Annotated in this window: 12 protein-coding genes and 1 riboswitch; of the genes, 7 read left to right on the forward strand and 5 right to left on the reverse strand. The window is 53.9% G+C overall.

Features of this window, described 5'->3' with window-relative positions:
• Positions 1 to 48: 48 nt before the first annotated feature.
• From HALA3H3_RS18540 to hemB, 6 genes are all read left to right on the forward strand, one after another.
• A complete protein-coding gene (locus HALA3H3_RS18540; protein ID WP_022523055.1) occupies positions 49 to 1,869 on the forward strand; it encodes a TonB-dependent receptor domain-containing protein in 1,821 nt (606 codons plus the stop codon).
• A 46-nt stretch (positions 1,870 to 1,915) separates the two neighbouring features.
• On the forward strand, positions 1,916 to 2,773 hold the full coding sequence (locus HALA3H3_RS18545; RefSeq protein ID WP_053857233.1) for a cobalamin-binding protein: 858 nt from the start codon (positions 1,916 to 1,918) through the stop codon (positions 2,771 to 2,773).
• Positions 2,773 to 3,759, forward strand: a complete 987-nt coding sequence (locus tag HALA3H3_RS18550; RefSeq protein ID WP_022523057.1) for a FecCD family ABC transporter permease — start codon at positions 2,773 to 2,775, stop codon at positions 3,757 to 3,759. Before HALA3H3_RS18545 ends, HALA3H3_RS18550 begins: the two co-directional genes overlap by 1 nt.
• Positions 3,759 to 4,529 (forward strand): ABC transporter ATP-binding protein, encoded by a 771-nt coding sequence (locus HALA3H3_RS18555; RefSeq protein WP_022523058.1) that lies wholly within the window; start codon positions 3,759 to 3,761, stop codon positions 4,527 to 4,529. The genes HALA3H3_RS18550 and HALA3H3_RS18555 overlap by 1 nt, the downstream gene beginning before the upstream one ends.
• A 319-nt stretch (positions 4,530 to 4,848) precedes the next feature.
• Positions 4,849 to 5,010, forward strand: a complete 162-nt coding sequence (locus HALA3H3_RS27150) for a hypothetical protein (protein ID WP_174788148.1) — start codon at positions 4,849 to 4,851, stop codon at positions 5,008 to 5,010.
• Complete coding sequence (gene hemB, locus HALA3H3_RS18560) at positions 5,007 to 6,002, forward strand: porphobilinogen synthase (protein WP_022523060.1); 996 nt, start codon at positions 5,007 to 5,009, stop codon at positions 6,000 to 6,002. Before HALA3H3_RS27150 ends, hemB begins: the two co-directional genes overlap by 4 nt.
• A 93-nt stretch (positions 6,003 to 6,095) precedes the next feature.
• On the opposite strand, the gene HALA3H3_RS26285 is transcribed toward hemB, so the two are convergent.
• Both HALA3H3_RS26285 and HALA3H3_RS18565 read right to left on the reverse strand, forming a co-directional pair.
• Positions 6,096 to 6,920 carry an AraC family transcriptional regulator gene (locus HALA3H3_RS26285; RefSeq protein ID WP_022523061.1) on the reverse strand — a complete coding sequence of 275 codons (825 nt, stop codon included), beginning with the start codon at positions 6,918 to 6,920 and terminating at the stop codon, positions 6,096 to 6,098.
• 154 nt (positions 6,921 to 7,074) lie between these two features.
• Complete coding sequence (locus HALA3H3_RS18565; protein ID WP_022523062.1) at positions 7,075 to 7,965, reverse strand: NAD-dependent epimerase/dehydratase family protein; 891 nt, start codon at positions 7,963 to 7,965, stop codon at positions 7,075 to 7,077.
• 168 nt (positions 7,966 to 8,133) lie between these two features.
• Between HALA3H3_RS18565 and HALA3H3_RS18570 the strand changes: the two genes are divergently transcribed.
• Positions 8,134 to 8,745, forward strand: a complete 612-nt coding sequence (locus HALA3H3_RS18570) for a Yip1 family protein (protein WP_022523063.1) — start codon at positions 8,134 to 8,136, stop codon at positions 8,743 to 8,745.
• A gap of 78 nt (positions 8,746 to 8,823) precedes the next feature.
• Here HALA3H3_RS18570 and HALA3H3_RS18575 read toward each other — a convergent pair whose 3' ends face one another.
• The 3 genes from HALA3H3_RS18575 to HALA3H3_RS18585 are packed head-to-tail and all read right to left on the reverse strand — an operon-like array spanning position 8,824 to position 11,665.
• The gene (locus HALA3H3_RS18575; RefSeq protein WP_022523064.1) at positions 8,824 to 9,588 is read right to left on the reverse strand and encodes an ABC transporter ATP-binding protein; all 765 of its coding nucleotides are present in this window, start codon (positions 9,586 to 9,588) and stop codon (positions 8,824 to 8,826) included.
• The gene (locus HALA3H3_RS18580; RefSeq protein ID WP_022523065.1) at positions 9,588 to 10,652 is read right to left on the reverse strand and encodes a FecCD family ABC transporter permease; all 1,065 of its coding nucleotides are present in this window, start codon (positions 10,650 to 10,652) and stop codon (positions 9,588 to 9,590) included. Before HALA3H3_RS18580 ends, HALA3H3_RS18575 begins: the two co-directional genes overlap by 1 nt.
• Entirely contained in the window at positions 10,649 to 11,665 is a 1,017-nt protein-coding gene (locus HALA3H3_RS18585) for an ABC transporter substrate-binding protein (protein ID WP_022523066.1), read from the reverse strand. The genes HALA3H3_RS18580 and HALA3H3_RS18585 overlap by 4 nt, the downstream gene beginning before the upstream one ends.
• Before the next feature lie 64 nt (positions 11,666 to 11,729).
• Positions 11,730 to 11,920, reverse strand: a riboswitch (cobalamin riboswitch).
• Between the last annotated feature and the right edge of the window lie 303 nt (positions 11,921 to 12,223).

Consider the following 12,223-nt stretch of genomic DNA (forward strand, 5'->3'; position numbering starts at 1 on the left):
GTCAAAAAAATGCGCTGTGCGGGTGAGCACACGAGCAAGGGGTCTCACATGAACCACCGTTTCCACACCACCGCCAAACGGGCGGCGTTTAGTATGGCTGCTTTACCGCTAGCCTTTCACATCCAAGCCGAAGCCCAATACGCCGAAACAGCGACCGATTTGGCCACGCTTGATCCTGTCGTCGTTACCGCTGCGTTAGCGCCCCGCACTGCTAATGAAAGCCTCTCTTCCGTTAGCGTGCTGGATGAAGCCACTTTCCGCCGCCAAGACCCCACCAGCCTGACGGATCTTCTGCGCGGCCAGCCGGGCGTTGATGTCACGAGTAACGGCAGCTTTGGCAAAAGTAGCAGCGTTTATCTACGCGGTGCGCCCAGCGATGCCTCCGTGCTCATGATTGACGGTATCCGGCTACGATCCGCTACGGCGGGCAGTGCTGCATTTCAGTACTTGGATCCGCGTATGTTTGATCGTGCGGAAATCGTGCGCGGTCCCCGCGGTAGTCTTTACGGAGCGGATGCCGTCGGCGGCGTGATACAGCTTTTTACCCCTGAGGGTGACGAAGAGGGGCCGCAACCGAGAATGTCAGTCGGCGGTGGTTCATTCAATACCCAGCGGTTAAGCGCAGGCGTTTCAGGGCGCGAGGGGGGCACGCGTTACAGCTTTGCCGCTAGCCATTTCAATACCGATGGCCAGCCCATTCGTCGGGGTGGTGAGGACAAAGGCTACGACAATACCGCAGCGCTAGCCCGCGTTGCGCATACCTTTGAGAGTGGCGCTGAAGTTGGCGTGCTGGCACTGCGCGCTCGCGGTAACAACGAATATGACGGTGGGGAGAATGACTTCGTCCAGCAGGTAGCAGGCGTCTACGCTGAGTTGCCGGTAACTGATACGTGGCAGAGCCGACTGACCCTTAGCGAAGCCCGCGATGAGCTGGACACGTTGGATAATTTCGGCGACTCAGTCATTGATACCCGCACGCAAACCGCCCGTTGGCAGAACAACATTCAGTTTGGTGCCCATGAGTTGATCGCTGGCGCTGAAATCAGCGAAGACCGCGTTTCAAGCACCAACGATTTTGACGTTACCAGCCGTGATAACAAAGCAGTGTTTACCCAAGGGTTACTCGACTTTTCGCCATTCGCCATTCAAGCAAGCCTGCGTTATGACGATAACGAAGCCTATGGCGATGAAGTCACCGGCAGCTTGGCTCTGGGCTACGATCTGGATAACGACCACACGCTGCGTGCCAGTGTGGGCACTGCGTTTAAAGCACCGAGCTTTAATGACCTTTATTGGCCGGATTCGGGTAACCCTGATCTCAATCCAGAAAAGTCTGAAACTGTCGAGGTGGGTGTTCGAGGCCAATACAACCGATGGTTCTGGGACTTGGCCGCCTTTCAAAACGACTACGACGACATGATTGCCTGGGCGCCAACGTCGAGTGGCTTATGGGCGCCGCAAAACGTTAACAGCGCACGTATACGCGGTGCTGAGCTGTCAAGCGGCGTAGAGGTCAACGACTGGACACTCCAGGCTGCCTTCACCTACCTGGATCCAGAAGACCGGGCAACCGGCAATCGATTAGCCCGCCGGGCCACCCAGAGTGTGCGTTTGGATGCAGATAGGGAACTTGGCGATTGGTCGTTGGGGGGCTCCCTAGTAGCGCAGAGTTACCGTTACGATAACACCACCAATACCCAGCGTTTAGGAGGCTATGGGCTGGTTAACCTGCGCGCTGGCTGGCAGTTTGCGCCACTCTGGAGCGCTCGTGTTACGCTAGAAAATGCCTTTGATAAAGAGTATTCAACCACCCGTGATTACATCAACGCTGGCCGAGCTGGGTTCTTGAGTGTTCACTTTGGCCAATAGAAAAAGTGGTTTTGCGCGCGGGGCCCTGGGCCTCGCACTGCTGTTGATGGCGTCTGCTGCCCCGGCACACGAGCACTCGCGCTGCGCAGTAGATGATCGTGACCGTGAGGTCTGTCTGTATAATGCTGCTCAGCGAATAGCCACGCTCTCCCCTGGCGCAACCGAGCTGACCTACGCGGCTGGCGCAGGGGATCAAGTGGTCGCCGTCGTCTCGTATAGCGACTATCCCCCGGAAGCCAAACAAGTGGCGTCAGTGGGCAGCCATACCCGAATTGATTTAGAAAAACTGGTGGGACTTGCACCCGATATAGTGATTGGTTGGGTGACGGGTAACCCCGCCGAACAGCTTGAAACCCTTGAAGCCCTGGGCATGCCAGTGTTCTATATCGAGCCCCGCGATGTAGAAGGCGTGGCCAGCGCCATTGAGCGCTTGGCAAGGTTGGCAGGTACAGAAACAGCGGGACAAGCAGTGGCCGACAATTTCCGCAATACCATGAACGCCCTTGAAGAGCGCTATCGAGACCGGGAGCCGGTACCCACGTTTTACCAAGTGTGGGATGAGCCGCTAATGAGCGTTAACGACCAGCACCTGATCGGCCAAGTGGTTGAGATTTGTGGCGGTGAGAATGTGTTTGGCGAACAGGCACGCCTGGTACCGCGTATCGATGACGAAGCCGTGCTGGCAGCGAATCCTGAAGCGATTGTTGCCGGTGGCATGGGGGAAGAGAATCGCCACTGGCTGACGCACTGGGAGCAGTATCCCAACTTGACGGCGGTTGCGGAAGATAACCTCTTTTTTGTGCCGCCTTCACTGATTCAACGGCCCACACCGCGACTGATGGAGGGCACCCAGATCCTCTGTGAGAAGCTCGACATCGCCCGCCAAAAACGTGAGCGCAGTTAATGCTCGCACGCCTGGGCCTCCCGCTTAGTCTGCTATTACTAGCGGCCTTGGCTTCGCTGGTCATCGCCATGGGTGTCGGTAGCGCACAGATTTCACCGGCTCAAATCTGGCAGGTGGTGGTGGGTAACAGTATCCAGGGCGAAGGCGATGCACTAGCGCACACCATGGTGATCGAGCTGCGCTTGCCCAGAGCGCTCAGTGCCTTTGCGGTGGGTGGCTTGCTGGCGGTAGCCGGTGCATTGATGCAGGTGTTGCTGCGTAACCCCCTGGCAGACCCTTACGTGCTTGGTCTTTCCGGTGGCGCCTCGATTGGCGCACTGGCAGCCATGCTGGGTGGACTAGGCGGGCTGGCGATTTCAGGCTCGGCATTTGGCGGCGCACTGCTCTCGACGTTTTTAGTCTTTGGTTTGGCCCATGGCAGCGGCGGCTGGACGCCTTCGCGGCTGCTGCTCACCGGCGTGGTGGTCGCAGCGGGGTGGGGCGCAGTAATTACACTAATGCTGGCGTTGAGCCCCGCCGAACGCCTGCCGGGTATGCTTTACTGGCTCATGGGTGATCTCTCCTATGCGCGTACGCCTTGGCCGCCGCTACTGCTGTTACTGGCTACCTGCGTGGTGCTGATTCCGCTCGGGCGGAGCCTGAATGTGCTGGCCCGTGGCCCGCAGCAAGCCGCCGCGCTGGGCGTTGCGGTCAGACCGCTTGAGTGGTGTATCTATATTGCCGCCAGTCTGCTGACTGCTGCTGCCGTTACTACCGCAGGCAGCATTGGTTTTGTCGGTCTAGTGGTACCTCATATGCTGCGTTTACTGCTAGGCAATGATCAACGGCTGATACTGCCCGCCTGCGCACTGGCGGGTGGCACGCTGTTGGTGCTGGCCGATACCCTGGCGCGCACCATGATCGCCCCGGAACAGTTGCCCGTAGGAGTAATCACCGCGCTATTAGGTGTGCCTACCTTCCTGTTTCTGCTCTACCGGAGCCGCTGATGAGCGTACTGGCTACCCGTAATCTCATCATCGATGTGCCTGGCCGCGAAGGCGGTACGCAGCTTAATATAACCATCGAACCAGGGCAGGTGTGGGGTGTGTTAGGGCCTAACGGTGCGGGAAAAACGACGCTATTACACACCTTAGCTGGCCTGCAAGCGCCACGTTCAGGCAGTGTTCAGCTCAACGATTCAGCGCTTGGCCAACTGCGCCGCCGCCATGTTGCTCAGTGCTTGGGGTTAGTGTTTCAAGATCGCCAGGATGGGTTTCCAGCAACCGTGTTGGAAACCGCGCTGATTGGCCGTCACCCTTATCTATCGCCTTGGCAGATGGAGGGGGCTGAAGACTACGCCCGCGCGGAAGCCGCCCTTGAGCGCCTGGATGTTGCGCACCTGCGTGACCGTCTGGTAAGCACTCTTTCCGGTGGCGAGCGCCAGCGGGTGGCGATTGCCACGGTGCTGACGCAAGCGCCCAATGTGTGGCTAGCGGATGAACCCACCAACCATCTGGATCTTCATCACCAGAGTGCCGTGATGGCGCTAATGGCAGAACAGGCCATTCAGGGGCAGGCGGTCATCATGTGTTTACACGACCTAAACCTTGCTGCCCGCTGGTGCGACCATGTGCTGTTGCTTTATCCCAATGGTGAGGCGTGCTGGGGCCCGCGGGATAACATGCTGGAGCCCAGTGCGCTGGAAGACCTCTACCGCCAAAAGCTAGCGGTAGTAGAGGTGGATGGTGCACCGGTGTTTGTGCCGATAAAGGGGTGATACAAGCTTAATCTAGCCGTAATCTCGATTAGGGTCCGTCATTCAAGTTTATTCTTAGATACATAGAAACCAAGCGTCATATTAGCCGGAATAATGGTAATGATTTCATCACTTTCTCGGTCATGCTGCATCACTGTAAGGCTTTTTACTTATTGCGTGGAGTGAAAAAGTTGAAAAGAATCATTAATTATTAGCTAATTTATTTACACATATTTTTCCTTTTCTAAACAATTTATGTCTCAAATGGAAAAGTCATTCGTCGAACCTGCGGAGGATAATGTGAACTATGTTATCAACCTGTATAAAGAAGGCGTCACGAATGGAAAAAATCATCATCACCGCTGCAGTAAATAGTGGAACAACTTTACGTCGAAAAAATCCAAACATTTCTTATACACCTGAAGAAGTTGTGCTTGATGTTTCAAACCTCGATGAAGCCAGGAAGGCCATGGGTCTTGATTTTGAGAGGGCGGTTGTATGAGTGTAGTTCATCGTCCCCGTCGGTTGCGTCAAAATAATGAATTTCGTCAACTCGTTAAAGAAAACGTTTTAACTTTGAGTGATTTGGTACAACCTATATTTATCGAGGAGGGTATAATTGAGCGTGCTCCAATAAAGGAACTGCCAGGTATTTATCGAATACCTGAAGCATTACTTTGTGAAGAGATAGAGTCACTCTATGGGGTAGGTATTCGTTGCGTCATGCCATTTGGTATATCTCATAATAAAGATAGTCTTGGCAGTGATACCCTTTCCGATAATGGATTGCTGGCACGCATGATCCGTATCATTAAAGAATGTAGATCCGATATGCTGGTTATTCCAGATATTTGTTTCTGTGAATACACCACACATGGTCATTGTGGAGTAGTTGTAGAAGGAAAAGTTGACAACGACAAAACTGTTGAAAATTTAGTTAAGCAGTCCCTTGTTGCTGCTCAAGCAGGTGCTGACATGTTAGCGCCATCATCTATGATGGATGGACAGGTGGGGGCAATACGGCATGCACTGGATAAATCTGGTTATTCTGAGGTTGCCATACTGTCCCATGCAGTAAAGTTTTCATCCGCTTTTTATGGCCCTTTTCGCTCCGCAGTTGACTGTAAGCTTGAAGGTGATCGTCTAGGTTATCAAGCGGATAATGCAAATGGCCGTCAGGCTATGATTGAAGCCCGTCTAGATGAGGAACAAGGGGCTGACATTCTGATGGTGAAACCTAGTATGCCATATTTAGACGTTGTTAGCCAACTTCGAAATCGCACTGACCTTCCTTTAGCTATTTACCAAGTAGCAGGTGAATATGCCGCTATCAAATTTGGTTCGCTAGCTGGTGCTTTAGATGAAAAAGAAACCGTCATGGAGGTCATGACAGGTTTCAAACGTGCAGGTGCTGACATCATAGTTAGTTACTATGCACACCAAATAGCTCAGTGGCTAAGTGAAAGAAACGTGGACGCGATTATCAGAAAGTAATAGTGTTCAGTCAGCGGTTTTAACGAAAGCTTCATATATTCCTCTACCTGTTATTTCAATAAGTAGAGGAACAATATCAATCTCATTCGAACTTTATTCTTCCATACACGACAATTTTATTTGAGAACGGGACAGGTCGTTCAAATACTCTCGTGGGGATTTTCCCGTTACACGCTTGAACATAACAGTAAAAGCACCTTGAGAAGCATATCCTAGCTCTTCAGCAACTTGACTAACACGTTCTCCAGTGCTTAAACCCGAAATTGCACTGACGATGCGTACCTGCTCCCTCCATTGAATGAAAGAAATACCTGTCTCGCTGCGAAATAGCCGGGTTAACGTCCGAGTGGTTGCTCCGACTTCATTGGCCCAATCTGCCAATGAACGTACATCCCCAGGATTTTCCATTAACGTATCGCATATTTTTTTTAAACGCTTATCTCTACCCATAGGAAGCTTTAATCCACACTCGAATGCATGCTTCGTTTCTTCCAATGCTAGTCTCAGTAAACGTTCTTCAAAACTGTCAGGATGGTAAGTTATCGGGAAATAAGAGGCTCGGATCAGCAGTTCCCGTAAAAGGGGAGTGACACCAATACCTACTGGGTGGTTAGGTAAACTTAAGGTGAATGACTCGACATTTACATATAATGTCCGTAAAGAAACCGATGTGCTGGCAGTCATTTCATGCTCTACGTAAGGGGGCATCCATACGCCACGAAACGGAGGTAACAACCAATACTCATCGCAAGTTCTTAGTCTCATAGTACCTGCGCTGGCATATATCAACTGTCCGCGCTGATGTTGGTGCGGAAGAATATGATGGCCCGCAGGGTATTCTTTGGACATCGATACCACTGGATTTTTTGCATTTTCCCATTGTTCAAGGTGCGCATTTGGTGAGTGGTCAGTATTCATTCGGGGCTCAACATTTGAAAAGAAACAGATTGTAATGCCTCTGTGATCGTACCAACTTCAATTAGTTTTCATGTAGAGCCTGTTGATGTTTCCGCGTGAGCCACGATGAAGCGTCCACAGAACCTGGCATAACCACTTATTTCTCAGGTTGGCTTCATTGCTCCAGCTCTTCCCGCCAGGAGTGGCGCGGGGCAAAGCCGACCAGACGACGGGCCTTTTCGATGCAGTAGAAGGTTTCGAATTCGCCCATTTCGCGCTTGATGGGTACGCCGGAGTAGAAGCGCTCTATCACTTGTGCGTTGGTCAGGCCCACTGACAGTTCGTTATTGGCGACGTTAAATACCTGGTAGCCGAGGCCATCTGTTTTCAGGCAGCAATCGACCATCTGGCCCAGGTCGCGGGCGTCGATGTAGGCGAAGATATTGCGGCGGCGCAGGGCAGGGTCGCCCATGTAGGCTGGGAAATCCTGGCGGTATTCGTGGGGCTCGATAACGTTGTTGATGCGCAGGCCGTAGATGTCGATGCCCGAGCGCGCCTGGAAGGAGCGTGCCGTTACTTCGTTAACTACCTTACTCATGGCGTAGCTATCTTGAGGCACGGTGGGGTGCTCTTCATCGACGGGCAAGTAGTCGGGTTTTTGCTCGCCATCAGCGAAGCAGACACCGTAGGTGGTCTCGCTAGAGGCGAAGATGACCTTGGGAATGCCTAACTTGGTGGCAGCATCAAGAATGTTGTAGGTACTTAGCGTATTGATGCGGTAGGTCTCGTTGTCCGGCCTATGCAGAATGGCTGGTATGGCCGCGAAGTGGACTATCGCATCGTAACGCGGCACGCCGGTGCCGGGTTCCAGCTCATCGAACCCAGCGTAGGCTTGGCAAGCATTAAACACTTGCCCAGCATCGGTCAGATCGGTTTTCAGGGTAGTAATACCGGGCACATCAGATGCCACCCAGTCCAAATTGGTGACGCGGTGGCCTTGATCGCGCAGGTAGGCAGTTGCATGACGGCCCGCTTTGCCACTGCCGCCGGTGAACAGAATACGCATATGAACTCCACCAATTAATAGAATGAGCTCCTCCACCTTAGCAAAGAAAAATCCTCACCTCCGAAAATGATTTTGTGTTCTACACTAAAAATGATTCGGAACCTTGTTGATCCGATCGATCATCGTCTGATCCTAACAATAGCGTGTCCACAAAAACGGGAGGTCGTTATGGTCAATCATGTTTGGGGGCTTCTCCATCATCCTGAACGGGAGTGGTATAAGATCAGTGAGGAGCATGAGTCTGTCAGTCATCTCTATGCTCACCATGTCCTGTTACTCGCTGCCGTTCCTGTTGTCTGTGCCCTGATAGGCACCACCCAGGTAGGCTGGACTTATGGTGGTTCGGCAACCTATAAAGTCTCCCTTGCCAACGGTATTGCCTTAGGCGTGGCTTTTTATGCGCTGATGCTAATGGCAGTGGGGGTGGTGGGTAGTGTGATCCATTGGATGGCCCGCCGTATTGAGAATCGACCTAGCCGCCGCGACTGTATTATCTTCGCAGGTTATATTGCGACCCCGATGTTCCTCAGCGGCGTTTTTGCGCTATATCCGGTTTTCTGGTTGTGTGTGCTAGGGATGGTGATCGGCCTGCTCTATAGCACCTATCTGCTCTACAAAGGAACGCCCAGCTTTCTGGGAATCAGTCATAAGCAGGGGTTTATTCTGTCGACCACGACGCTGGGTATCGGTGTTTTGGTGCTGGAGGCGCTGCTTGTCGTCGTCGTACTTCTGTGGAGTATGGGCACGGATCACAGTGTGGTTTGGCATTTTTTTCGGTGAATGAGGACTGTAGCGCCGGGGGCACGAAAGTTTGCGCTGTCGGTAACCGGGCATTTTTCCTAGCAGACTAGGAGCTAGCTAAATCGCACTGTGAAAACGCATGACTTGCTTGCCATCGACAGGATCATCGATCACATGGGCATATACCCCAAAGGTCTGTTGTAGCCTGTTAGGCGTGAGTATGTCTTGGGGGAGGCCGCTATCGATCAGGCGGCCGCCATCCATGACGCCGATGCGGTCACACTCCATGGCTTGGTTAAGATCATGCAGTGAGATAACCACCGTGATCGGTAGTTGCCTGACCAATTCAAGAATCGACAGCTGGTGGCGAATATCCAGATGATTGGTGGGTTCATCCAATAGCAGAATTTTAGGCTGTTGTGCCAGCGCTCGGGCAATATGAACTCGCTGGCGCTCACCGCCAGAGAGGGTATGCCAAAGGCGATCGGCCATGTGCGCCATATCCACATCTGCCAGCGCCTGCGCCACGATGGCATCATCTTCCGTTGACCAGGGACGCAACGCGGAAAGGAAAGGTGTACGACCCAGTGATACCACTTGGTGCACGGTAATGCGGTCGGTAGTGTCCGCCTGCTGTTCCACCAAGGCAACGGATTGTGCGATCGCCCGTTGCTTGAGCGTGTGCAGGGGCTGGCTATCCATCAACACCCGTCCTGCCTTGGGTTTGTTCAATCCCGCCAACAGACGCAACAGGGAGGTTTTCCCCGAGCCGTTCGGCCCCACCAGTCCAAAGGTCTGGCCGGGCTCGACGGTAAGATTGACGTCAGCAAGCAATGGCGTGCCGTGCACTGACCACGCAAGCTGTTCAGCCGATAAGCGCATCAGGACCTCTTGCCGCGAACCAGGATCAGCGCAAACGCGGGCGCGCCGATCAGTGAGGTAATCACCCCGATGGGAAGTACTTGGCCGGAGATCAGCACCCGGGAAAGAATATCCGAACCGATCAAGAACACGGCGCCTGCCAGGGCGGTTGCTGGTACCAGTCGGGTATGGCGGCTCCCCACGATAAAACGCATCGCGTGAGGGATCACCAGGCCAACAAAACCAATCGCCCCCACGATAGACACCATCACGGCCGTGACCAGTGCCATGGCGATAATCAGCATTCCACGCACTGGGCGCACCGCGATGCCCATGGAGGCGGCGCTGTCGGCGCCGAAGGTAAATGCATCCAGGGAGCGCCGGTGCCACAGGCAAACCAGTAGCCCAAACAGCGCGGCAGGCACGGCCAAGGTGACATCGGCCCAGCGCACCCCGGAGAGATTGCCCATCAGCCAGAACATGATGCCTCGGGCCTGCTCGGCGCTCGCTGACTTGGTAATGATAAATGCGGTCAGCGCATTGAACAGCTGCGAGCCTGCAATACCCGCCAGAATAATCGCCCCCGCGGCCTGAACGCCGCGGCCGCCACCCACACCGCTATTGGCTGCATGGGCGAGCATCACCACGATACCAAAGGAGAGCAGGGCGCCGATAAAGGCGCCTAGGGAGAGCGAAAGCGCTCCAGCGCCCACTCCGGCGACTGCCACCGCGACTGCCCCCGTAGAAGCCCCAGCGGAAATACCCATCAAGTAGGGGTCGGCCAGGGGGTTGCGCAGCAGCGCCTGCAGTACGACCCCGGCCAGGGCCAAGCTGGTGCCGCAACAGGCGGCAACCACGGCGCGGCTGAGACGATAGTTCCAAATAATGCCCGCGTCGATTCGGTCAACCGGGTAATCCGTTCCTATTAGCTGGTTGGCGAGCACTTTGACAATAGTATCTACGGGAATCGGCGTCTCGCCGATGGCGGTGCCCGCGATCAGTGCCGTCACAAGCACGAGCGGCGTTATCCATAGCCAGCGCAACCCGAAGTGTGCGGAGGAAGCCCTCGTTAGCGCTATGCTCATTCGTTAAACGACATATTGGATAGTGCCTCGGCAAGTGATTCAAGGCCGTAAATAGTGCGCATAGTGGCGCTCATGGCGTGGGCGTCCATCTCGACGATACGGTTATTTTTCACCGCGTTCATCTCGCGGGTGACCGGGTCGCTATGTAAAAACTCACGTTTTGCTTCAATGTCATCGGCAGGAAAGCGGCGGCGATCCATACTGGCGATAACAAGCACATCGGGGTCGGCTCTGGCGATGCTTTCCCAGCCCACCGTGGGCCACTCTTCGTCAGACTCGATGACATTACGAATGCCGAGTTTTTCCATCATATACCCTGGTGCACCCAGCTGCCCCGCCACGAAAGGGCTAACCCCTAGATCTGTCGATGAAAACCAGAATGCCGCTGACAAGTCTTCCGGTAAATCAAGGCTGCTCGCCAAGACGATAGCGCGCTGTTCGCGGGCGGCAAGGTCGGTTATCAGCGCCTCGCCAGCGTCTTGAACATCGTAGATCGTGGCTAACTCGGTGATCCCTTTATAAATGGAGTCAGTCGAGAAGGCGGCGGTGCGGGTGCCATCGCCGCCGGTCGAGTTATCCTTGGTGTCGCAATCGGCGGGCATAATATAGGTATTAATACCCAGCTCATGAAACTGCTCACGGGTGGCGACACTGCCGGTGGGGCCGACGTGCCACTCATACTGCACCGCCACCAGATCAGGCCGTTTATTGACCACTGCCTCGAAGCTTGGGTCGTCGTTGGCGATCCGCTCGATCGCTTCATTGGCATCAGCAAACTGGGGAAGAACCGGATTAAACCAAACCGAGGTGCCATTCACTCGATCAGCGAGCCCCAGCGAATAGAGAATCTCCGTGGCTGACTGGCCAACCGTCACTGTCCGCTCCGGGGGGGACGTCACACTGAAGTCAACGCCGCAATTGGTTAGCGTAAGGGGGTAGTCGGTGGAGGCGTAAGCCGCCTGTGCAAGGCCAACAGCGCTCGCGGCGATGGCCGTGGTCAATCTCAACATCATGTACACTCCCGTGCATGATGAGCTCCGCATTCGGGCAGAAAATACTGACCGAGCCACTTCGCTCGATGTAAGTAATATATCGGCAGTTCTCCTGACTGACGGGTCATGGCTAGCTCGCCTTCCCAGACTCTGTGTCCAGTGGCATCAAAGAGCATCGCTCGCCGCCTACAGTTGCGGGGGCAGTTCCGGTTCGCGGCAAGCCGCGGCGGATTCTCTATTAAGTTCCGTGGGAACACCGACACTGGCCATTCTAGGTTGCAGGTGGATAGCGAACAACAGGAAGCTTAAGGATCTTATGAGTCCTCATTTGAAATGTAATATTATAACATTATATTATGTAAGAGCATAAAAATCCAACTGTATCCCTAGCGTAAGTGATATATATCCTCACAAAGTTAATAGCTTGCAACAAATTGGCCTCGCCGCCACCCCTTCCTCTATACTGAACGCCTTTTCTGTTCCCACTTCTTTATGAATTATTTTATTAACACTTGGCTATTTTCCATGAATCATATTCAAGTTCCATGCTCCCTAGATCAGTTGGCTAGTAGTGATCGG

This window comes from Halomonas sp. A3H3 (assembly GCF_000982975.1).
Lineage (GTDB): Bacteria > Pseudomonadota > Gammaproteobacteria > Pseudomonadales > Halomonadaceae > Vreelandella > Vreelandella titanicae.